The sequence below is a fragment of the Acidobacteriota bacterium genome (assembly GCA_040752915.1).
Classification (GTDB): Bacteria; Acidobacteriota; UBA4820; order UBA4820; family DSQY01; genus JBFLVU01.
In genome coordinates, this window is the sequence record JBFMHB010000006.1 from 38,324 (window position 1) to 59,076 (window position 20,753).

Annotated in this window: 25 protein-coding genes and 2 tRNA genes; 6 read left to right on the forward strand and 21 right to left on the reverse strand. The window is 68.9% G+C overall.

The genetic code is table 11. The features are described 5' to 3' along the window. Positions 1 to 9: 9 nt before the first annotated feature. Positions 10 to 582, reverse strand: a complete 573-nt coding sequence (locus tag AB1824_02210; protein MEW5763767.1) for a sigma-70 family RNA polymerase sigma factor — start codon at positions 580 to 582, stop codon at positions 10 to 12. A gap of 98 nt (positions 583 to 680) precedes the next feature. Here AB1824_02210 and AB1824_02215 point away from each other — a divergent pair, with 98 nt between their 5' ends. Together AB1824_02215 and AB1824_02220 are read left to right on the forward strand one after the other, a co-directional pair. Beyond that, positions 681 to 1,100, forward strand: a complete 420-nt coding sequence (locus AB1824_02215) for a secondary thiamine-phosphate synthase enzyme YjbQ (protein ID MEW5763768.1) — start codon at positions 681 to 683, stop codon at positions 1,098 to 1,100. A 5-nt stretch (positions 1,101 to 1,105) separates the two neighbouring features. Continuing rightward, positions 1,106 to 1,576 carry a hypothetical protein gene (locus tag AB1824_02220; protein ID MEW5763769.1) on the forward strand — a complete coding sequence of 157 codons (471 nt, stop codon included), beginning with the start codon at positions 1,106 to 1,108 and terminating at the stop codon, positions 1,574 to 1,576. 83 nt (positions 1,577 to 1,659) lie between these two features. On the opposite strand, the gene AB1824_02225 is transcribed toward AB1824_02220, so the two are convergent. The 6 genes from AB1824_02225 to AB1824_02250 form a co-directional block, all read right to left on the reverse strand. Then, positions 1,660 to 2,256 carry an NAD(P)H-dependent oxidoreductase gene (locus AB1824_02225; protein ID MEW5763770.1) on the reverse strand — a complete coding sequence of 199 codons (597 nt, stop codon included), beginning with the start codon at positions 2,254 to 2,256 and terminating at the stop codon, positions 1,660 to 1,662. 10 nt (positions 2,257 to 2,266) lie between these two features. Further along, positions 2,267 to 2,782, reverse strand: coding sequence for a flavin reductase family protein (locus AB1824_02230; protein ID MEW5763771.1), 516 nt, complete (start codon positions 2,780 to 2,782; stop codon positions 2,267 to 2,269). Further along, positions 2,779 to 3,351 carry a hypothetical protein gene (locus tag AB1824_02235; protein ID MEW5763772.1) on the reverse strand — a complete coding sequence of 191 codons (573 nt, stop codon included), beginning with the start codon at positions 3,349 to 3,351 and terminating at the stop codon, positions 2,779 to 2,781. Before AB1824_02235 ends, AB1824_02230 begins: the two co-directional genes overlap by 4 nt. Next, entirely contained in the window at positions 3,348 to 4,271 is a 924-nt protein-coding gene (locus AB1824_02240) for a patatin-like phospholipase family protein (protein ID MEW5763773.1), read from the reverse strand. The genes AB1824_02235 and AB1824_02240 overlap by 4 nt, the downstream gene beginning before the upstream one ends. 11 nt (positions 4,272 to 4,282) lie before the next feature. Beyond that, positions 4,283 to 4,369: transfer RNA gene (locus AB1824_02245), tRNA-Leu, on the reverse strand. A gap of 133 nt (positions 4,370 to 4,502) precedes the next feature. After that, a tRNA-Cys gene (locus AB1824_02250) sits at positions 4,503 to 4,576 on the reverse strand. A gap of 147 nt (positions 4,577 to 4,723) precedes the next feature. On the opposite strand from AB1824_02250, the gene AB1824_02255 reads away from it, so the two are divergent. After that, complete coding sequence (locus tag AB1824_02255; GenBank protein MEW5763774.1) at positions 4,724 to 5,851, forward strand: VIT1/CCC1 transporter family protein; 1,128 nt, start codon at positions 4,724 to 4,726, stop codon at positions 5,849 to 5,851. On the opposite strand, the gene tsaE is transcribed toward AB1824_02255, so the two are convergent. The 4 genes from tsaE to AB1824_02275 form a co-directional block, all read right to left on the reverse strand. Then, positions 5,829 to 6,293 carry a tRNA (adenosine(37)-N6)-threonylcarbamoyltransferase complex ATPase subunit type 1 TsaE gene (gene tsaE, locus AB1824_02260; protein MEW5763775.1) on the reverse strand — a complete coding sequence of 155 codons (465 nt, stop codon included), beginning with the start codon at positions 6,291 to 6,293 and terminating at the stop codon, positions 5,829 to 5,831. The genes AB1824_02255 and tsaE overlap by 23 nt on opposite strands. Positions 6,294 to 6,310: 17 nt before the next feature. Beyond that, positions 6,311 to 7,876 carry an NAD(P)H-hydrate dehydratase gene (locus AB1824_02265; protein MEW5763776.1) on the reverse strand — a complete coding sequence of 522 codons (1,566 nt, stop codon included), beginning with the start codon at positions 7,874 to 7,876 and terminating at the stop codon, positions 6,311 to 6,313. Between the two features lie 88 nt (positions 7,877 to 7,964). Beyond that, entirely contained in the window at positions 7,965 to 9,743 is a 1,779-nt protein-coding gene (locus AB1824_02270) for a cyclic nucleotide-binding domain-containing protein (GenBank protein MEW5763777.1), read from the reverse strand. Positions 9,744 to 9,843: 100 nt separating this feature from the next. Beyond that, positions 9,844 to 10,314 carry a peroxiredoxin gene (locus tag AB1824_02275; GenBank protein MEW5763778.1) on the reverse strand — a complete coding sequence of 157 codons (471 nt, stop codon included), beginning with the start codon at positions 10,312 to 10,314 and terminating at the stop codon, positions 9,844 to 9,846. 147 nt (positions 10,315 to 10,461) lie between these two features. On the opposite strand from AB1824_02275, the gene AB1824_02280 reads away from it, so the two are divergent. Continuing rightward, entirely contained in the window at positions 10,462 to 11,082 is a 621-nt protein-coding gene (locus tag AB1824_02280; GenBank protein MEW5763779.1) for a UbiX family flavin prenyltransferase, read from the forward strand. Beyond that, positions 11,079 to 11,948, forward strand: a complete 870-nt coding sequence (locus AB1824_02285; protein ID MEW5763780.1) for a UbiA-like polyprenyltransferase — start codon at positions 11,079 to 11,081, stop codon at positions 11,946 to 11,948. Before AB1824_02280 ends, AB1824_02285 begins: the two co-directional genes overlap by 4 nt. 13 nt (positions 11,949 to 11,961) lie before the next feature. Here the strand turns inward: AB1824_02285 and AB1824_02290 are convergent, their stop codons facing one another. After that, positions 11,962 to 13,314, reverse strand: coding sequence for an FAD-dependent oxidoreductase (locus AB1824_02290; GenBank protein MEW5763781.1), 1,353 nt, complete (start codon positions 13,312 to 13,314; stop codon positions 11,962 to 11,964). Between the two features lie 84 nt (positions 13,315 to 13,398). Here AB1824_02290 and AB1824_02295 point away from each other — a divergent pair, with 84 nt between their 5' ends. Continuing rightward, a complete protein-coding gene (locus tag AB1824_02295; protein MEW5763782.1) occupies positions 13,399 to 14,160 on the forward strand; it encodes a lipopolysaccharide kinase InaA family protein in 762 nt (253 codons plus the stop codon). On the opposite strand, the gene AB1824_02300 is transcribed toward AB1824_02295, so the two are convergent. From AB1824_02300 to rpmJ, 9 genes are read right to left on the reverse strand one after another with little or no spacing between them, the layout of a single operon-like run. After that, positions 14,132 to 15,412, reverse strand: a complete 1,281-nt coding sequence (locus AB1824_02300) for a MiaB/RimO family radical SAM methylthiotransferase (protein ID MEW5763783.1) — start codon at positions 15,410 to 15,412, stop codon at positions 14,132 to 14,134. The two genes, AB1824_02295 and AB1824_02300, sit on opposite strands and share 29 nt — an antisense overlap. Next, positions 15,409 to 16,377: a hypothetical protein gene (locus AB1824_02305; GenBank protein ID MEW5763784.1), complete on the reverse strand. Its 969-nt coding sequence runs from the start codon at positions 16,375 to 16,377 to the stop codon at positions 15,409 to 15,411. The genes AB1824_02300 and AB1824_02305 overlap by 4 nt, the downstream gene beginning before the upstream one ends. Beyond that, positions 16,374 to 17,708, reverse strand: a complete 1,335-nt coding sequence (locus tag AB1824_02310; GenBank protein ID MEW5763785.1) for a replication-associated recombination protein A — start codon at positions 17,706 to 17,708, stop codon at positions 16,374 to 16,376. Before AB1824_02310 ends, AB1824_02305 begins: the two co-directional genes overlap by 4 nt. A 39-nt stretch (positions 17,709 to 17,747) precedes the next feature. Then, positions 17,748 to 18,212, reverse strand: coding sequence for a 50S ribosomal protein L17 (gene rplQ, locus AB1824_02315; GenBank protein ID MEW5763786.1), 465 nt, complete (start codon positions 18,210 to 18,212; stop codon positions 17,748 to 17,750). Positions 18,213 to 18,219: 7 nt separating this feature from the next. Beyond that, complete coding sequence (locus AB1824_02320; protein MEW5763787.1) at positions 18,220 to 19,167, reverse strand: DNA-directed RNA polymerase subunit alpha; 948 nt, start codon at positions 19,165 to 19,167, stop codon at positions 18,220 to 18,222. A 21-nt stretch (positions 19,168 to 19,188) separates the two neighbouring features. Beyond that, the gene (rpsD, locus tag AB1824_02325; GenBank protein MEW5763788.1) at positions 19,189 to 19,815 is read right to left on the reverse strand and encodes a 30S ribosomal protein S4; all 627 of its coding nucleotides are present in this window, start codon (positions 19,813 to 19,815) and stop codon (positions 19,189 to 19,191) included. A 14-nt stretch (positions 19,816 to 19,829) separates the two neighbouring features. Beyond that, positions 19,830 to 20,225 carry a 30S ribosomal protein S11 gene (rpsK, locus tag AB1824_02330; GenBank protein MEW5763789.1) on the reverse strand — a complete coding sequence of 132 codons (396 nt, stop codon included), beginning with the start codon at positions 20,223 to 20,225 and terminating at the stop codon, positions 19,830 to 19,832. A 21-nt stretch (positions 20,226 to 20,246) separates the two neighbouring features. Next, positions 20,247 to 20,627, reverse strand: a complete 381-nt coding sequence (rpsM, locus tag AB1824_02335; protein ID MEW5763790.1) for a 30S ribosomal protein S13 — start codon at positions 20,625 to 20,627, stop codon at positions 20,247 to 20,249. 11 nt (positions 20,628 to 20,638) lie between these two features. Further along, positions 20,639 to 20,752, reverse strand: coding sequence for a 50S ribosomal protein L36 (gene rpmJ / locus AB1824_02340; GenBank protein ID MEW5763791.1), 114 nt, complete (start codon positions 20,750 to 20,752; stop codon positions 20,639 to 20,641). Position 20,753 lies beyond the last annotated feature (1 nt).

Genomic DNA, 20,753 nt, shown 5'->3' on the forward strand with positions numbered 1-20,753 from the left:
CCTCATTCCTCAGCGGAAGTCCTGGAGCCGTTCCATCAGGATCTGCCTCGCGCGAAAGATCCTGTTCTTCACCGTGCCGATGGGCATCCCCGTGATCTTGGCCATCTCCTCGTAGGACCGGAAACTGAAGTGCCTCAGGAGGATGAGCTCCCGGTAGGAGGGCGGGAGGTCCTCGAGCGCCTTCTGGACCTGCACCAGCAGCATCTTGTTTTTGTACGCATCGTGCGGACTCAAGGTTGCGCTCTCCAGGTGCAGGTCGGGAAGGTCCGGGTTGTCCTGCCTCTCCTGGATGGAGGTGGTGCTCATCTTCTGCCGGCGGAGGTGATCGATCGTGTGGTTGCTCGCGATCTTGTAAAGCCAGGTGGAGAACTTGTACTGCCCGTCGTACCTTCGGAGGCTCTCGAAGGCCTTGATGAAGACCTCCTGAGAGAGTTCCAGCGCTTCCTCGTAGTTGTGGACCATGTGGAAGATGTACGTGACGAGGCCCTTCTGATACCGCTCCACGAGACCGCCGAAGGCCTCCGTGTCCCCGTCCAGGACCGTTCGGATGACTTCGCCGTCGGTGAGGACCCGCTGTGGCATCGTCTCCATCCCCCGCCGCCCATTCTGGAGTGCGGCTCCCCTCCGGTCAAGGACCGCCCGTGCTACACTCCCCTCTTCGGGCAGCGAAAGGAGCCGCCGTGAAGTCCCACCGGGAAACGCTCACCCTGGAAACCCCGGGCCGGAGGGCCTTCATCAACCTCACGGACCGGATCCGGGAGATCCTGCGGATCAGTGGGATCCGCGAGGGCCTCTGCCTCGTGAATGCCATGCACATCACGGCCAGCGTCTTCATCAACGACGACGAGCCCGGTCTCCACCAGGACTACGAGCGATGGCTCGAAGAGCTGGCGCCCCACGCCCCCGTTTCGAGGTATCTCCACAACCGGACGGGCGAGGACAACGCCGACGCCCACCTCAAGCGCCAAGTGATGGGGCGCGAGGTGGTGGTGGCCGTGACGGGCGGGGAACTCGACCTCGGCCCGTGGGAGCAGATTTTTTACGGCGAGTTCGACGGCCGGCGCCCCAAGAGGGTCCTGATCAAGATCATCGGGGAGTGAGGGCGGTGAAACGAGAGACCAGAGTCCCGAGGCGTGGACGGGGGAGGAAGCTCTCCCGCTTCAACCTCTCGCGAAGGGGCGAGATCGTCCTGGCGGGGGTGGGCCTCCTGATCCTCGCGGCGCTGGGGTGGTTCCTCTGGACGGCCCTGGCGCCTTCGCTGGTGGGAGAGAGCGCCGCGGACGCGGCCCGGAGGGAGAAAGAGGCGGCCCGCCAGGCGGCGGTCTGGGCCGAGGTGGAGGCCTCGCACCTCATCCTGAAGGCCGACCCGGAGCGTCAGGACCTTCACGTGGTGCCGGGGGTGTGGGAGTCCCTTCTTCCCACGGTGCGAGAATCCTACGTGGCCGCCGCGGCGGCCCACTACGGGTGGACCCGGTGCTTCGTGCTGGATGCCGCCACGGGGCGCACCCTGGGGTGGTACCAATCGGGCCGGGGCTTCCACGTCCCGCGCCGCTCCGAAGCTTCGGAAGCGCGGTAGCCGGCCGCCCCGGATCGGCCGGGGGCTTCTGATCCCTTGGATACCGGCGGCCGGTGGGATGAGCCCGAGCGCGGCGAGCGGACTCAGCGCCCCGCGCCGAAGAAGGCGCGGCCCAGCCTCCTCGCTTCGTCAAGATAGCCCTTCCGGCGCGCGTCCGACGCCTCCGTGACCCCGTGGAAGACCTCGAGCCGGACCGTCTGGACGCCGCACATGCGGAGCGTCCAGTCCACGAGGACCTTCCGCATGGGTCGGTGGAACCCGAAGGTCCGATAAAGAAGCGCCGAGGCGCCCGCCGTGCAGAGAACGAGAGCCCTCTCCTGGTGGAGAAGCCCCTTCACCCGGCCTCCGGGAAGAAACCGAAAGGCGAAGCCTTCGAAGAACACGCGGTCCACGAACCCCTTCACCATGGCGGGCGGGCCGAACCAGTACACCGGAAAGACGAAGGCCAGTCCGGCGGCCGCGGAGACTCGCGCCTGAAGGGCCGCGACATCGGGCGCAAACCGCCCGGTGGCGGCCGCCTCCAGATCCTCCGGCCGCATCTCGGGGCGGAAGCCTTCGCCATGCAGGTCCAGGAGGTCCACCTCGTGGCCCTCGCCCTCCAGGGATCCCCTCAGCGCGGCGGCCACGGCGGCATTGAAGGAATCCGCGCGGGGATGGGAGAGTACGAGGAGAATCCTCACGGCTCCCCCCTCATGGCCGGAGGAACCTCTCCGACGCCCACGCCGCGAGCACTTCGCCCAGATAGGCCGTGTGGTAGTCCCTTTCGGGATAGTTTCCCTGGATGGAGGGGTCCCGGAAACGGGCCGGATCCACCTGGAGCGCGGACATGATCCGGCACTCGAGGGAAAGGACGGATCCGGCGATCCGCGGCACCAGGACCTCCGAGGAGGGCTCGGGGACCAGGCCCGCCGCCTTCCACTTGTCGAGGTCCCGGCCCGAGCGCGTGCCGCACAGGTCCAGGGCGGGCCGGCGCGAGGCGGGCAGGACGTTCAGGGTGAAGGCCTGCCCCGCCTCGAGGAGGCCGAAGGTGTGGCGCGTGGGGCGGACGTAGACGGTGACGGTGGGCCGGTTCCAGATGGTTCCGAACCCGCCCCAGGACACGGTCATGGGGTTGGGCCGCTCCGTCCCCGCCACGAGCAGGGCCCACTCCTTGTCCAGAAGATGGAAGGGCCGAAGGACGACCTCCGCGGGATCCACGCGGGTCATGGCCTTGGCCCCTTCCCCGCGCCCTCATCGAGGAACCGGACGAGGTCCTCGGCGGCCCGCTTCAGGCAGAGCCTCGCGGCGGCTTCGGGGGTCTCCACGAGACCCCACCGCCCGCGAACCTGGCTTCGAACGGCGTAGAGCCGGCGGCCCTCCCCGTCTCTCAGGACGAGCAGGAGGTCGGCGTCCGCGTAGCGCCGGTTCCCTTCTCCCCGGGGGTCCATCCCCGTGCGTGTCCCGGCTCCCATGGGGGAACCCGCCCCCGGCTGGACCCTTCCCGGGTCCGCCGACGCGGAGACCTCGGGACTCGAGGTTCGTCCCGAAAAGAGAAGTTCGATCCGCCCGCCGAGGGGGTCCTCCCCCAGCGGGAGACGCTCGGAGAGGGTGACCCGTGCCAGATCCTCGAGAAGAGGGGTCAATTCGGCCGGATCGCACCGCGCTTCCAGACGAAAGGCGGGCACCCGGAGCAGGGCGGAGGCGTCGGCCTCGGGCTCCCGAACCACCGAGGCGCAACCGGCGAAGGTCAGGAGCCCGGCCAGAAGGAGCGGGGCGCTGGGATCTCGAACGGTCATGGCGTCGCCTCCACGGGAACGCGGCGGGTCTTGCGGGCGATGGCCTCCCGAATCGCCGGAAGGGCCGCACGGGCGGCCGCCTCCCCCGCTTCGATCAGGCGCTTTTTCTGGCTGAAGTCGTCGAAGGCCACCCCCTTCACGTCGGGCTGGATGACCACGTCGGCCTCCGCCGCCCTCAGCCTTCCAATTTCCTGGTACATGATCATGGCCGAGTGAAAGGCCACCTCCACCGGATTCCGCGGCGCGCCCGACGGAAGGCCCGCCGGGATGGCCACGGCGATGACGACCTCGGCGCCCTTCTGGCGGGCGACGTCGGCCGGAACCGGGTCCAGGACGCCCCCGTCCACGTACGTCGCTCCCCCGAACTGCACCGGCACGAAGACCCCGGGGATGGCGCAGGAGGCGTGGACCGCCTGGGCCACGGAACCGCGCTCGAAGACCACGGCCTGGCCCGTCCGGATGTCCACGGCCACGGGGTAGAAGGGAACCGGCAGGGCCTCCAGGGTCTTGTGGCGCAAGTTGCGGCTCAGAAACGCCTCCAGCCTCTCCCCCTTCACCAGGCCGCCCGAGAACAGGGCCAGGGCCTTGTAGTCGAAGAGGTCCTCCTCCTGGACTTCCACCGAAAGGAACTCGGCGTCGAGGACCCGGCCCGAGTCGGCGTAAAGCGCACCGATGAGGCTTCCCACGGAGGTCCCGGCCACGAGGTCGATGGGGACCTTCTCTTGCTCCAACACCCTCAAGACGCCGATTTCCGCGAACCCGCGGGCCGCGCCGCCGCCGAGGGCCAGCCCCACCTTCGGGGGGACTTCCCGCATGACCGGGGGCGGGATCTCAAGGGTGGGAGGCTTTTGGGGCGCGCAGGCGCAGAGGGCGAGACAAAGGGCGGCGGACAGGAGTCCGGCGGCTGACCTTCGCGGCATGAGAATCCTCCTGGTGCCGGAGGCGGGGCTCGAACCCGCACGGCCTTGCGGCCAGGGGATTTTAAGTCCCCAGCGTCTGCCCGTTCCGCCACTCCGGCCGCGGTCAGTATACGGCGGATCGCCCTCGAAAGGCCCACTCCGCGGGAGACTGCCCGGGCTCTACGCTTGGGCTGATGCGGGCGTCTAGCCCGAAGGACGTGATGCAAGGGAGGAGGGGGGAGGAGAAAATACTGGAGGCGCCGACCGGAATCGAACCGGTGATGAGGGCTTTGCAGGCCCCTGCCTTACCGCTTGGCTACGGCGCCCCAGGCCCGGTCATTATGGGCTCCGGGCCCGCCCCTGTCAACCTTTCCAGAGCTTCCGATGGCCGCGGGGAACCAGCCGGGAAGAGGTGCCCGACTTGCGCGCCTCGGCCGCCTCCGGCAGGATGTCGGTTCGGGGAGGTAGCGGGAATGGCGGAAGAGAACGAGGAGGCAAGGTCGGGGAACGCGCTCCGATGGCTGAGGAACCTGCGGGACGAGCGCCGCGCCGCAGCGGTCTACGAGGCCCTCGCCCAGGCGGAGAAGGACGCGGAGCGGGCCTCCTTGTTCCGTGACCTCGCGGCCGTGGAAACCCGGCACGCCGAGGTCTGGGAAGGGAAATTGAGGGACGCGGGGGTGAAGACCGCCGCCGTCCGCCCCGGCGTCCGGGACCGTCTCCTCCTCCTCCTGGCCCGACGCTTCGGCACGGCGGGCGTCCTGCCCATCCTGGAGGCCGCCGAGCGCAACGCCGATGGAAGCTACGCCGATCAGGCGGACGCCCGGGCCGTGGGGATGGACCGTGAGGAGAAGGTCCACGCGCGGGTATTCGAGACCCTCGGGGCCTCCGGAAGCGCGGCCATCGCCCGCCAGGAGACCTGGCACCGGAGCTCCCGGGGAGGCTCCCTGAGGGCGGCCGTGTTCGGGATGAACGACGGCCTTGTCTCCAACTTCTCCCTGATCATGGGCGTGGCCGGCGCGGGCCCCGGCCGCGGCGTACTGCTTCTGACGGGTGCGGCGGGGATGCTCGCGGGGGCCTTCTCCATGGCCGCCGGTGAATACGTCTCCGTGAGGTCCCAGAGGGAGCTGTACGAACACGAGATCCGGAAGGAGGAGGAGGAACTCCGAAACTCCCCCGAAGAGGAGGCCCGGGAATTGGAGCTCATTTACCGCGCCAAGGGAATTCCTAGGGAGCAGGCCGCCGCGCTCTCGCGCGCCATCGTCGAGAGTCCCCATTCCGCTCTGGACACCCTGGCCCGCGAGGAGTTGGGCCTCGATCCGGGGGACCTCGGTTCCCCCTGGGCGGCGGCCTCCAGCTCTTTTTTCGCCTTTGTGGCCGGCGCCTTCATCCCCCTGGCCCCGTTTCTGATCCTGGAAGCGGGCCCGGGGGTGGCCGTCTCGGCGTCGCTCAGCGCGGCGGCCCTCCTGGCCGTGGGGGGCCTCCTGGCCTTCTTCACGGGTCGGAGCGTCCTGTACGGTGCTCTTCGCATGGCGGCCATCGGAGGGACCGTGGCCCTGGTGACTCACCTCCTGGGCCGTCTTATCGGAGTGTCCCTGGGCTGAGACGGCTGGGGCCTTCCACGGCCACCCAGCGGGCCTTGCCGGTTCCATGGAAGGCCAGCCTCCAGAGAGGGCGGCCCGAGGATTTCCACAGCGTCTCTCCGGCCCCGGGCCACTCCACGACCACGAGGTCCGCGGAAGCGAGCGAATCCTCGAGCCCGAGCGATTCCAGGTCGGAGGGGTGGCTGCACCGGTAGAGGTCCACGTGGGTCACGGCCAGGCCGCCCTTCCCCTGGGGGTACCTCTGGACGAGGGTGAAAGAGGGGCTCGACACCCACGACGGGGCGATGCCGAGAGCCTCCGCCAGGAACCGAGTGAAGGTGGTCTTTCCCGCTCCCAGGTCCCCCTCGAGGAGGAGGAGATCCCGTCCGGCCAGGGAGCGGGCCACTCGCCGGGCCAGGGCCCGGGTTTGCGCAAGCGTTGGCAGGAGGAGGGTTTCCGCCAAGGCCGCCCCTCCAGGACTCAGCGGAGACCCCGGTGGGAGCGGAGGGACCCCTCCACCTGGGGCAACGCCTCGGCGCACTCGGACGCCATCAGGCCGTACCCCCCGATTTTGCGAAAAGCCAGGTCGGCCGCCGCGCCGTGCCACCAGGCGGCCAGGGACGCGGCATCATAGGCTTCCTCTCCCCGCCCCAGGAGGGCCGCCGCGATGCCCGTGAGCACGTCGCCGAAGCCCGGCCCCGCCATGTGGGGTCCGCCCGTCAGATTGAGCCGCCAGGGGCTCCCAGGGGCGGCCAGGAGGCTGCGGTAGCCTTTGAGCAAGAGAACCACTCCCGCCCGCTCGGCGGCTTCGGGGATCAACCGGTAGCGTTGAGCCGCCACGTCCGCGGCGGGCAATCCCAGGACCCGCCCCATTTCTCCGGGGTGGGGCGTGAGAACCCGGGGACCCGCATGGACCTGAAGGCGCTCCGGCCGGCCGGCAAAGGCGTTGATGCCGTCGGCGTCCACGACCGCGGGAAGACGGGCCTGCGCGTAGAGGACCTCCATCAAGGCCCGCGTTTCCGGCGTCGCCCCCACGCCCGGTCCCAGCCCCAGCGCGTCGGCCTGAGAGCAGAAGTCGAGGATCGGCGTGAGGGCGTCCATGCTGAGGGTGCCGTCGGCCGTTTCGGGCAGGGGTAGGGTCATGGCCTCCGGTAGAGAGGCCGCGACCACCGGCTGCACCGAGGCCGGCGTCGCCACCGTGACCAGGCCGGCCCCCGCCCGGAGCGCCCCGCGCGCGGCGAGGACCGCGGCCCCGCTCTTCCCCCGGGACCCCGCGACGAGGAGGACCCGCCCGGCGTCGCCTTTGTGGGCGCAGGACGGGCGGGGGCGGGCGAAGGAGGCCGCCCAAGTGACCTCCAGCGCCTCTCCGGCGGGGGTCAGCCTCCGGACGGCCTCCTCCGGGATTCCGATGTCCAGCCGCCGCACGGTGCCGCACAGGGGCGAGCCCTCGGGCGTGAAGAGGCACGGTTTGGCCAGGGCCAGGGTCAGCGTCAGGTCCGCGCGGACCGTCGGGCCGAAGGGGGCCAGGGCGTCTCCCGACAGGCCGGAGGGGACATCCACGGCCGCAACGGTTCCCCCCCATGCGTTCAGGGTCTCGATCAAGGAGGCCGTCGACCCGCGGGCTGGACCCGACAGGCCCGTGCCGAGAAGCGCGTCCACGGCGAGGGAGGAGGCTTCGAGACCTTTTCGGCAGGCCTCCGGACCCGGCTCTCCCCAAGCGGGCGTCCAGGGGACGCCCGCGGCCTCCAACTTGTCGAACTGCACGCGCGCGTCCCCGGAGAGGCGGTCGGGCTCCGCCGCGAGCAGGACGCGGGCGTCCACGCCCCGCTCCTTCAGGAGCCTCGCCGCGGCCATCCCGTCGCCGCCGTTGTTGCCCCGGCCGCAGAGGACGGCCACCGCACCCGTCATTCGATCAGAAAGCTCCTCGTACAGGGCGTCCACGATGGCCGCGGCCGCGTTTTCCATGAGGCGGAGGGACGGGATTCCCATCTCCTCGATGGCGATCCGATCCGCCTCGCGAACGTCCCGAGACCAGTAGAGCTTCATCGCTGCATGCCCCGATCCTTTGGCGGATTCAGGGAGTCCGAGGCGTCGGACCCCGAGCGGCTCCCCCGGGCGCCCGCCCTTGATCCCCCTAAAAGCCGCCGGCCATGAAGCGCCACTGAATGATCTTGAGGTTGATTTCCCGAAGGCGCTGGGTGAGGATCCGGCAAAGGATGATGAGGAACTGGTACGCCGATTCCACATCCACGGACAGGATTTCGTTGAGGACCGTCCGGGAGATCGTGAGCACCGTCGTGCCGTTCACGTGGGCACGGGCATCGGCGGAGCGCGGCTCGTTGTCCACCAGGGCCATTTCGCCGAAGAAGTCGCCCTTTCCCAGGATGGCGAGGGCCTCCTCGCCCACCCCCGGGATGTGCTTGGTGATGCGGACCTTTCCATCGAGGATGATGTAGAGCTTGTCTCCGCGGCTCCCCTCCTTGAAGATCAGCTCGTCCTGGTTGTAGAGCTCCTCCGTGGAGAAGGCGGCCAGAAGGCGGAGTTCCTTGGCCGAAAGACCCTGCTCCTGCAAGAGCTTGATCTTGCGGTCCAGCTCGATGGAGATGGCCTTGGACCGGCTGGCCTCGTCGGGGCTCAAGGCCGCTTTCTGGGCCGTGGCGGCCTCGGAGAAGAAGGTCTTCAGGAGGTTGTTGGCCTCTCGGGTCCTCCGGGAGAGGGACTTCCAGAAGTGCCAGTAGAAGTGGACGGCGACTTCCTTCTTGAGCTCGAAAAACGGGTCCAGGTCGCTCCGGCGGATGCGGAAGAGCACACCCTCGGTGCTGGCCAGCGCATCGGCGCTCCGGTGGGCCGGATCGATGAAGTTCATCTCGCCGAAGAATTCCCCCTTCTGGGCGAGGGCCAGCGGCTGCTCTCCGAAGGGGGTCTGCTTGACGAGGCGAACCTCCCCCTTTTCCACGAGGAAGAGATCGTCCCCTTCGTCGTTTTCGTCGAAGACGACATCCCCCGGCTTCACGGCCATCTCCTTGACCGCCTTGGCGACGACGAAGAGGTGTTCGTCGGCCAGGGTGGCCAGGATGTCGAAGGCCCTCAGCCGAAGGGCCAGGCGGAGGAGGTCCTGGCGGACTTCGTCGGGGGCGGCGGCCTTGGTGATCTCGTGGATGTCGCGGACGGCCCCCCGCCCCAGGAGGCTCTCCTTCTCCAGGTCGAGCTGGTGGACGCACTGGTTGAACAGGGCCAGGCGCTTCTTGACGATCTCGCTCCGGGCCGCCCGGTTCTGGATCCCCACCTTTTCGAGGATGTACTTGAACTTCTCCTGGAGTTCCGGCGCGGGCGGGCGCCCGGCGGCGCTGTCCAGGATCATCGCGTCCACCAGGCTCGCCAGGGAAGCCTTGTAGCTCTTGAGATAGAAGAGGGCCCTCCCCATGAGGGCGTGGGCCTCGGCGTGAAAGGGGTTGATGGCGATGAGGGCCTTCAGTTCCCGGATGCTGCCCGAGAAATCGTTGTTCCGGTAGTCGAGCTTGGCCAGATTGAACCGGGCGGACTCGTTGGAGGGATTGTGGATGAGCGCGATGCGGTAGCATTCCCGGGCTCGTTCGGACTGGCCCTTCCGCTCGAAGATCTCCCCGATGGCGGCGAGCTGGCTGGACTGACGATCCTGGCGGCCCCGCTCCTCCTTGAACTTGGCCATGAGGCGGTGGCGCTCGTGCTCGTCTTTCTCCTTGAGGAGGTTGCGCATCTTGCCCAGGCCGATCTTCATGGCGAGGCTGCCGGGGAAGAGCTTGACGCCCCGCTCGTAGAGCGCGACGGCCTCCTCGTAGCGGCCTTGCTCCGCGAATTTGCCGGCCACGACAAACAGATCCTCGGGATCGAGGTTCAGCGGGTTGGAGCCGACGCCCTCGGCTGGCTGGGTCACGACGGCCTCCTCGTTGGGCCATTGTAGGGAGAGGCCGCCGCACCGTCAACGGACGGCCGCGCGGCGGGGGGCAAGGCCCGAAAAGGGGAGAAGGCGGAGGTCAGCGCCCCTGGGATTCCAGGTGAGCGAGGACGGTGGCGGCGTGCCCCGTGGCGGAGACCTTCGGATAGGCTCTCAGGACGGTACCGCCGGGGTCGAGAACCAGCGTGGAGCGGATCATCCCCTTGCTCCGCCTCCCGTACATCACCTTCTCTCCCCAGGCCCCCACGGCCTCCGAGAGGCGCCCATCGGCGTCACTGAGCAGGGGAAACGGAAGACGCTCCTTCGTGATGAAGGCGCAGTGCGACTTCTGCGAGTCCCGGGATACCCCCGCCACACGGTAGCCGAGGGCCTCGAAGCGGGGGAGGAGGTCCCGGAAGTCCCGGGCCTCCAGGGTGCAGCCGGGCGTGTTGTCCTTTGGATAAAAGTAGAGGACCAGTCCCCGGGGACCGGCCAGGTCCTTCAGGGTCCGGACGGCGCCCGTCTCATCCGGGACTTCAAAGGGGGGACATCGGTCGCCCGCCTCGATCATGGGTTCCTCCCCTGCAAGGCTCCTTAGAACGCGCGCGCGCGTACCGTTCTTCCGCCGAGCGCCAACCTTCGGGGCCGCGAGATCGGCCCTTTCGGGTAGAATACCCCTCGAAGGCTCCCCCGTTGACGGGCGGGGCGGGAGGCGCGCGTGTCGGATGACAGGGTGGTTCCGGGCGGTCTCGGAAAGGTCCTGGTCGTGGCCGCCTCGGGCGCCAGCGGTGCGCGCCTGGCCCTCCGGTTCCTCGACCATCTGCTCGCCCATCCGGGTGTCCGGAGGGTCCATTTCGTCCCCTCCCGGGCCTTCTCCCTGGTCTTGAATCGGGAGGAGGGCCTGAGCCTTGACTCCTGTGTGGACCGGGCCGGGAGGGACGGCCGGCTCCTCCTCCATCGAGAGGAAGACCTGGACGCCCCCGTCGCGTCCGGATCCTACCCCTGCGACGGGACGGTCCTGATCCCGGCGAGCATGGCCACCGTGGGCGCCGTCGCTTCCGGTGCGGGACGCAACCTTCTCCACAGGGCCGCCGAGGTGGCGCTGAAGGAGCGCCGCACCCTGATCGTGGTTCCCCGGGAGACTCCCCTTTCCGTGATTCACCTGAAGAACCTCGCGACGCTGGCCGAGGCGGGCGCCGTCGTGGCCCCCTTCGTGCCCGCTTTCTACCAGGGCCCGCGCTCCGTGGAGGATCTCATGGACCACTTCCTCATGCGGATCTTCGATCACCTGGGACTCGAAACGCGCCTCGCCGGCCGCTGGGGGGGGAGCGACCGTTGAGGCGGTTCGTCCATCGCTTGTTCGTCGTGCTGGAGATGATCAAGTTCCAGCACACGGTCTTCGCCCTCCCCTTCGCCCTCCTGTCCATGATGTGGGCCGCGGGCGGGTGGCCCGGCTGGCGGACCTTCCTCTGGATCCTCGGCGCCATGGTGGGCGCGCGGTCCGCGGCCATGACTTTCAACCGCTTGGTGGACCGCAGGTTCGACGCCGAGAACCCCCGGACCTCCGGTTGGCCGCTCGTGACCGGGCAAGTTTCGGTCCCCTTCGCATGGGGGTTCCTGGTGGCGTCCGTGGGGCTCCTCGTCCTCTCGGCCTGGAGGCTGAACCCCCTCTGCCTGGCCCTTTCTCCCCTGGCCCTGGCCGTCCTGCTCGGCTACTCCCTCACCAAGCGCTTCACGTCCTGGTGCCACCTCGTCCTGGGATTCGCAGACGGCATCTCCGCGCCCGGAGCGTGGATCGCCGTCACGGGAACCCTCCACGGCTCCGGACCCTCCTGGTGGCTCTGCGGCGCCATGACCTTTTGGATCGCCGGATTCGACCTCCTGTACGCGCTCCAGGATCTGGCCTTCGACCGCTCCGTGGGCCTGCACTCCTTCCCCGCCCGCCGCGGCGTCGAGGCAACGCTCTGGCTTTCCGCCGGGGCTCACGCGGTCACGGTGCTGTGCCTGGCGGTGGCGGCGAAGACCGCCGGGGCGGGGATCGTCTTCCTCGGTGCCGTCGCGCTGGTGGCCGGCGCGCTGGTCTTCGAGCACCTCCTGGTCCGCCCCGGCGACCTCTCCCGACTCAACGCCGCCTTCTTCACGACGAACGGATTCATCGCCGTCGGCCTTCTCGCCGCCGGAGCCCTGGACGCGGCCCTGGGCTGACCTTCACGCAGGATCAACCCTTCAAGCGGGAGACCAGGACCCCGGCCGCCACGAGGAGGGGGTCCCAGACCGGGGCGAAGGGGGGAGCGTAGGCAAGGTCGAGGAGGGCGAAGTCCTCTGCCCGCATCCCGGCCGTCACCGCGGCGGCCAGCGTGTCCACGCGGCCCTTCGTGCCTTCCGGCCCGGCCACCTGCCCGCCGAGGAGCCGGCCCGTCCGGCGGTCCGCGGTGAGCTGAACGGTGACGGCCCCTCCTCCCGGATAGTAGCCCGCCCGGCTTCCCGCCTCGACCACGGCCTCCGCCGGATCGAATCCCGCCGAGGCGGCCTCGACGGGGGACAGTCCGGTCAGGCCCACTTCCAGGCCGAAGGCGCGGGTGACGGCCGTCCCGACCACCCCAGGAAAGCGCTCCCGGCGCCCGGCGATGTTGGCTCCCGCCACCCGGCCCATCTTGTTGGCCGTGGTACCCAGAGGGAGGTAGGCGGGGCGTCCCGTCACCAGGTGCCGGACGGCGCAGCAGTCCCCGGCGGCCCACACGGCGTGGACTCCCGTGGCGCAGGCCTCATCCACGAGGATGGCCCCCCGCCCGTCCCGAGGGACCGGCGAGCCCTCCAGGAAGTCCGTGGCCGGGCGAACCCCGGTGGCGATGAGGAGCAGGTCGGCGTACAGCTCCCCCCGGTCGGTCCTCAGGCCGAGGATCCGCTCCCCGGTCCGCAACACTTCCAGCACCCTTACCCCGAGAAGCACTCGCACCCCGCGGCGTTCGAGCTCCTGAAGGACACGCGCCTTGAGGGGCTCCACGAGGGTCTTGAGCACCCGCTGGGACCGGTTGACGAGCGTGACCGAAACCCCGCGCGCGGCGAGGTTCTCGGCCATTTCGATGCCGATGTACCCGCTCCCCCAGACCAGGGCGGATCGGGGGCGCGCGTCGGCCAGGAAAGACTGGAGCCGCCGGCCGTCTGCGAGATCGTGCATGCCGAAGAGGTTGTCCCCCTGGAGACCTTTCAGATCGGGGAGGACGGCCCGGCTCCCCGTGCTGATCAGCAGCGCGTCGTAGGGCTCTTCGGACCGGGCCCCGGAAGGCAGGTCCTCCACGACCACCCGCTTGCGGCCCTCCTCCAGGGCGAGGGCCTTTTGCCGGAGCCGGACCTCGATCCCCCGTCGGGCGATTTCTTCGGGGTCCAGGGCGAAGAGGTCCTCGATGTCGGCCGTGACCCCCCCCACGACGTAGGGGAGGCCGCAGGCGCCGTAGGAGCGGTCGGGACCGGCGTCCAGGACCGTCGCTTCCCACCGGGGATCCAGGCGCCGGACCTTGCTGGCCGCGCTCATCCCCGCCGCCATGCCGCCGAGCACCAGCAGCCTGGGCATGCCTTACCTCCTTCGACACGATTATATCCTCACCCCCGTCCTCGCGGCTTGTGCCGCCGGGCCGCGGGCACGTATCCTGGGCCCATGGCGGAGAGTCTGATCCTGTCGGACGCGTGGAGGGAGCGCCTCGAGCGCCCGCTCTCGGAGAAGGGCCTCGCCCTCCTCTGGGACGAAGCCTCCCCGCTCCCCGGGGGCCGGGGAACGGCCCGCCTGGCGCGGATTCTCGACTGGGCTTTCGTGCTGAAGCGGGAGGCCCGCGGCGGCCTTTCGAGGCGCTTCCTCCCGGATCGGTATGCGCGCAGGACCCCTTTTCAAAGGGAGTGGGCCGACGCGAACCTCGCCGCCGGGGCGGGCCTCTGCCCGCGCCCGGCCGCCCGGAGCTACGTCCATTCCGGTCCTTTTTTCGCCGTTTACACTCTCACCGAGGAGGTCACGGGGGGACGGTCCCTGACGGACCTCCTGGACGGCGAGGCGCCGCCGCCCTGGAAGGCGGCCGGAGAGGCCCTGGCCCGCCTGCACCGGCTGGGCCTCGTCCACGGGGACCTGAACGCGGGAAACGTGATGGTGGGCCCCTCGGGGGGGATCCTCTTTCTGGACTTTCGCCACTCCCGGCGGGAGGGCCCTCCGCCCTCGGCACCGTCGCGGCGGGACAACCTGGACCGCCTGAGCCGGTCGGTGTTCAAGGAAACGTGGAGGAGGCGCCTTCCGTTTCCGAGGGCTTTTCCCGGGCTCCTGGCCGAAGGCTACGCGCAGGGTTGGGGCAGCCGGGAGGACTGGCTGAGGGGCTGGGCCGATGCCCCCTCCGTGCCCGGCGTCCTCAGACGCGCCCTCTGGACCCGGTTCTGAGATCCCTTTCCTCCAGGATTTCCCCCCGGGGAAGGCCGCCTTCCCACCGGGTGAGCCGAACCGTGATCCAGCGATTGGGGGGGGCCGCGCCGTCGAGCAAGACGTCGAGGAAGTTCGAAGTGAGGGCCCGACCGCGCCCCGACTCGGAGGCAAGGGTGAGGGCTTCGAGGGGCCGGCCCATCTGGGAACGGGCGAAGGCCTCGCTCTTGGACCGCCCGAGGGCCACGAGTTCCCGGGTCCGAGCCGCCACCTCTCCGGGAGGGAGGGGGGGGATCGAGGCCGCCGGAGTCCCGGGCCGCGGCGAATAGGCGAAGGCGTGGAGAAAGGCCACGGGGCTCCCCTCCAGAAGCCTCAGGGTGGCCTCGTGGTCTTCCCGGGTCTCGCTGGGAAAGCCGCACAGGACGTCACAGCCCAGGCCGATCCCCGGGACCTCTTCGGCCAGACGCTGGAGAAGGTCCGCGAAGAAGCCCGCCTTGTAATTCCGGCGCATGGCCGCCAGCACGGCGTCGGAGCCGCTCTGGAGAGGGACCTGGAGGTGGCGCGCCAGCCGGCCTTCGGCGCGAAGGAGCCGGACGAGCCCAGGGGTCACCGTCCTCGGCTCCACCGAATTGAGCCGGAGGCGGAAGTCCCCGTTCCTCCTCAGCAGGCGCTCCAGGAGAGCGGTAAGGCCGCCCTTCCACCCCAAATCCTTTCCGTATTCGCCCGTGTTGATGCCCGTGAGAACCACCTCTCGAAAACCAGCCTCCAACAGGCCCGCGAATTCGGCCTCGACCTCCTCGGGCGGCACGGAGCGGGACGGCCCCCTCACCGACGGGACGATGCAGTAGGAGCAGGGCTGGTTGCAGCCCTCCTGCACCTTGAGGAAGGCCCGCGTGCGGTCCGGGAAGAGCGGCACGCACGGCGCGGAAGCCGAGGCCCCGGGCCTCCAGTCATCCAGGAAGCGCAGGAGAGACTCGTCATCCGAAAGGACCGCATCCACCCCGGCGAGACCGGAGAAGGCCGCGGGGGTCCGCCGGGAGGCGCACCCGAAAACCGCGAGGCGGGCCCCGGGGTTGGCCCGTTTCAGGGACCGCACGGCCTTCCTGGAATCCCGGTCGGCCTTGTGGGTGACGGTGCAGGTGTTCACGAGGATGAGTTCGGCCGACTCGGGGGAGGAGGGGACGGCCCCGGCTCTTGCCAGGCGGGCGGCGACCTTGGCCGAATCGTACTGGTTCAGCTTGCACCCGAGGGTGAGGACGGCGAACCGCATCATGGGGAGGGGGGAGGGGGCTCCCGAACGGCGGGTGCCGCTTGGGTCCGGTTTCTCAAGAACTCGATCTCCTCCTGATGGGTCCCAAAGGACTCGGCCACCTTGAGCTCCCTCAGGGCCTCGGCGTTCTTCTTCTGGCGGAGGTAGAGCCGAGCGAGGCCGAGGTGGGCTTCGGGGGATTCCCCGGCCTTGAGCGAGCGCATGAAGAGGGACCAGGCCTCCTTCAGCCGTCCCTCCTCCAGGCGAATCTCGGCGAGGGAGGCCAGGGCGAGATAACTGCGCGAGAACGACGCATGGGAAAGCCTTTCCAGGGATTGGGAGGCCTCCGAAACGCGCCCCGTCTCCTTCAGCACGATGGCCAAGTAGCACTGGGCCTCGAGGTAGCCGGGCGCCAGTTCCAGGGCCTTGCGGAGGTAAACTTCCTGCAGGGTGAGGTCCTCGGCGATGCGTCCCCGCACGTAACTTTCGAAGGCCTGCGGTCCCACGTCCGGCAGGGCGGGCCACTCGCGGCCAAGGACATCGAACAGTCCCCTTCCGAGGGTCTCGGTGAGGCCGAGGAGCTCGTGGAGTGGCTTCAGCACTTCCCAACGCCCCAGACGCCGCAAGTCGCCCTGGACCTCCAAGGCTTCCATCCGCACGGTCAGCCTCTCCCCCTCCACGTGAAAGGACCCCGTCACGAGAACGTCCGCCCCGAACTGCCTCGCCAGCGCCACCCGAGAAGGGGTTGAGAAGCGGGGGGACGCCACGAGCCCCTCCTGCTCGTACAAGCTCCGCACGTGTTCCAGGGGGACGTGCGGAACCCCTGCCCGGGCCATGGCCTCGTCCAGGGCGAAGGCCAGACCGGTCCCGATCCACTCGGCGCCCGTAGGTCCGGCCTCCAGATCGGCGGGAAGCACGAGCACCCTGGCCGCCCAGACGGGGCGAACGAGAAGGAGCAGCACGGCCAGAACGGGAATCCACCTTTTCATTCCTTCTCCCTGCGGCGGTTCGAATTCCTCGCCTCGGCCCGGCGCTTCTTCCAGAGGGCCATCCACTCGGAGATCCGCGCCTCGAAACCCGCCGTCGAAGGCTCATAGTACTCCCTGCCGACCAGTTCCGGGGGCAAGCAATCCAGGTCCGCGATCCCGTGGGGTTCGTCATGGGCGTAGGCGTACCCGTCGCCGTAGCCGGCCTCCTCCATGAGGCGGGTGGGAGCGTTCCGCAGGGCCAGGGGGACGGGGTGGCGGCGACCGGCGCGGAGATCCCTCTCCACCGCCTTCTGGGCCAGGTAGGCTCGGTTGGACTTGGGGGCGGCGCAGAGATAGGCCGTGGCCTGGACGAGCGCCAGGGCGCCCTCGGGCATGCCCAGGAAGTCCACCGCTTCCTTGGCGTCCAGGGCCCGACGAAGGGCCTGGGGGTCGGCGTTCCCCACGTCCTCCGATGCGGCGCGGACCAGACGGCGAGCCACGAACAGCGGATCCTCGCCGCCCTCCAACATGCGCATGAGCCAGTAGAGAGCCGCCTGCACATCGCTGTTCCGGATGGACTTGTGATACGCGCTGATGAGGTTGTAATGCTCTTCCCCGCCCCAGTCGTAGACCACACGACCGCTCGACAGCCAGGCGCGGACGTCGGCGGGCGTCATGGCGCGGCCCTCCGGATAGCGCAGGACCAGGGCCTCGAGCGCGTTGAGGGCGAAGCGCGCATCGGCGGCGGACAGGCGCGCCAAGTCTTCCAGGACAGGGTCCGGGATTGCCCGGCCCGAGGCTTTCAGCGCTGCGTCCTCGGCCATCGCGCGCCTCAGGATCTTCAGGATCTCCTGTTCGCCGAGCCCGGGGAGGATCACCACGCGGCACCGGGACAGGAGGGCCGGCGTGAGATGGAAGGACGGGTTCTCCGTCGTCGTTCCCAGCAGGACCACGGACCCCTCCTCCAGGTAGGGGAGGAACGCGTCCTGCTGGGCCTTGTTGAACCGGTGGATCTCGTCCATGAACAGGATCGTCGGGCGACCGTCGCCGCGCCATCCCGAACGGGCCTTCTCCATGACCTCTCGAACTTCCTTCAGGGAGGAAAGAACGGCAGACAGGCCCACGAAGGGCCGGCGCGTTCCTCCCGCGATGAGCCGGGCGAGGGTCGTCTTGCCGCTTCCGGGTGGACCCCAGAGGATGGTGCTCGCGAGCGCATCGGCGGCGACTTGCCGTCCGAAGGGCGTCTCGGGGCCCGACACCGACTCCAAGCCGAGAAGATCCTCCCATTTCCTGGGGCGGACCCTCTCGGCGAGGGGTGCCACGGGCGCGTCGGTGCGGAACAGTGAGGCCATGGGGCCTCCCGGGCCTCGGGCTCGGTCCGCCTGGGCGTCCTAGCCCTCCGGCGGAGCGCCCGCGCCCTCGGCGGGTTTCGCGGCCGTCTTCTCGGCGGGGGCCTTGGCCTTCTTGGCGCCCTTGGCGGGCTTCGTCTCGAACTTGGGCTCGCGGCCCACGAGTTCCACGATGGCCTCCTCGGCGCCGTCGCCCCTTCGCGCGCCCAGCTTCAGCACGCGGGTGTACCCGCCGGGCCTCTGGGCGTAGAGCGGGCCGAGCACGGAGAAGAGCTTCTTCAGGGCCTCGGGGTCGTGCACATCCACGGCGCACAGCCGACGCGCGTGAAGCGTGTCCTTCTTGGCCAGGGTGATGAGCTTTTCGACGAAGCGGCGGAGCTCCTTGGCCTTGGCCAGCGTCGTGCGGATCCGGTCGTGCCGGATCAGGCTGACGGTCTGGTTTCGGAGCAGCGCGATGCGGTGTTCCGAGGTGCGGCCCAGTTTGCGGTGATCCATTCCGTGGCGCATGGCGGCCTCACACGTTCATGCCGAGGGTCAGATCCAGCTTCTCCAGGAAGTCGTTGACCTCCTTGAGGGCCTTCTGACCGAAATTCTTGATCCCCTGGAGGTCCTTTTCCGTCATGCGGACGAGGTCCCTCACCGTCTCCACGTCGTTGGTCTGCAGCATTTTCACGATGCGTTGGTTCAGCTCCGTCTCGTCCAGGGCCTGGCCCAGGAGGTGTTCGAGACCGCCCGTCAGGACGGGCTGGGTCCCCTGGGGAATGACGGCGGCGTCGGGGCCCGTGAGGGCCCGGAAGAGCTCCAGGTGGGAGGTCAGGAGAGAGGCCGCGGAGGCCAGGGCCTGCTGGGGCGTGACGGCTCCGTTGGTCCAGATCTCCAGCTTCAGCTTCTCGTAGTCCGTGGCCTCGCCCACGCGGGTCTCGGTCACTTCGTAGTTGACCTTTCGGACGGGCGAGTGGATGGAATCGATGGCGATGTACTGCGGGTCCTCTACCTTGTTGGCCTCCGCGGGAACGTACCCACGCCCCTTGGTGAGGATGATCTCCATGTCGAGGGAGCCCTCCTCGTTGAGGGTGGCGATGGGGGCATCGGGGTTCAGGATGCGGATCGTGCCGTCGTGCTGGATGTCCCGGGCCTTGACTTCGGCCGGGCCCTGCACCGACAGGCGAAGGGTTTTCGGCTCGTCGGAGTGCTGGATGAACTGGATGGCCTTGAGGTTGAGCACCACGTCCGTCACGTCCTCGAGAACCCCGGGAACGGAGGTGAACTCGTGAAGAACGCCCTCGATCTTCACGGCCGAGATCGCCGCCCCCTCGATGGAGGAGAGGAGGATGCGCCTGAGCGCGTTGCCGAGGGTGATCCCCCAGCCCCGCTCCAGGGGCTGGGCCACGAACTCGCCGTAACGGTCCGTGAGGGTTTCGATATTGCACTCGATGAGGGTGGGCATCTGAAAAGGTTTCATGGGCACCCCGCTCCTTCGGCCTTACTTGGAATACAGCTCGACGATGAGCTGCTCCTCGATGGGGTAGGTGATGTCGGTGCGCTGCGGGTCCCGGACCACGGTACCCTTCAGGTTCTCGGCGTCCAGCCGCAGCCACTCGGGGACCCCTCGTCCGGACGAGGATTCCACGGCGGACTGCAGGAAGACGTTCTTGGCGAGCTCTCCCGAGACGGTGATCTCGTCCCCGGGCCGGACCCGGTAATTGGGGACGCCCACCCGGCGCCCGTTCACGCGGATGTGGCCGTGGGTCACCCACTGGCGGGACTGCTTGCGCGAGGAGGAGAAGCCGAGGCGGTAGACGGTGTTGTCCAGGCGCTTTTCGAGCAAGGACAGCAGGTTTTCTCCCGTGACCCCCTTGAGCCGGTCGGCCTCGTGAAAGTAGGTGCGGAACTGGCGTTCGAGGACGCCGTAGATGCGCTTGGCCTTCTGCTTTTCGCGGAGCTGGACGCCGTAGCCCTTCATCTTGCCGCGGCGGCGGACGTGCTGACCGGGCGGCGTGTTGCGCTTCTCGATGGCGCACTTCTCCTTGAAGCAGCGGTCCCCCTTCAGGAAGAGCTTGACGCTTTCCCTGCGGCAGAGGCGGCAGACAGCAGCATGATACCGAGCCAATGGAACCTCCTAACTCACACGCGCCGCCGCTTTGGCGGACGGCACCCGTTGTGGGGGATGGGCGTCATGTCGCGGATGGAGCGGATCTTGAGGCCCGAGCCTTGCACGGCCCGGATGGCCGATTCGCGGCCGGCCCCCGGTCCCGTGACTTCCACGTCCACCTCGCGCATTCCGTGCTCCATGGCCTTCTCGGCGGCCGCCCGGGCCGCCACCTGCGCGGCGAAGGGGGTGCCCTTCCGCGTTCCCTTGAAGCCCGAGGAGCCGGAGCTCGACCAAACGACCGTGTTGCCTTCCAGGTCCGTGACGTTCACCAGCGTGTTGTTGAAGGTGGCGCTGATGTGCACCACGCCCATGGGGATGTTCTTCTTCTCGCGCCGGGGCGTTCTCTTTCCAGCCTTTGCCTTCGCCATTCTCGCGCTCCTTGTGAAGGCTTACTTCTTGGTGGCCTTCTTTTTCCCGGGGACGGCCCTGCGGGGTCCCTTGTGGGTCCGTGCGTTGGTGTGGGTCCGCTGTCCGCGGACGGGCAGGCCCGTGCGGTGGCGGATTCCCCGGTAGCTCCCGATATCGATCAGGCGCCGGATGTCCATCTGGAGCTTCTTGCGGAGGTCGCCCTCCACGTTGCCCTCATCCTGGATGACCTTTCGGATCCGGGAGACCTCGTCTTCCGTGAGGTCCTTCACCCGGACGTCGGGGCTGACCCCCGCCTTCTCCAGAATGGCCCGGGACCGGGAGTCGCCGATCCCGAAAATGTAGGTCAGGGCCACCTCGACCCGCTTGTTGAGCGGGAGATCAATGCCCGAGATACGTGCCACGGCCGGCCTCCTTACCCTTGCCTTTGCTTGTGCTTCGGGTTGTCACAGATGACCCGGATCACGCCCTTGCGCTTGATGATCTTGCACTTCGGGCAGATTTTCTTCACCGACGGTCTGACTTTCATG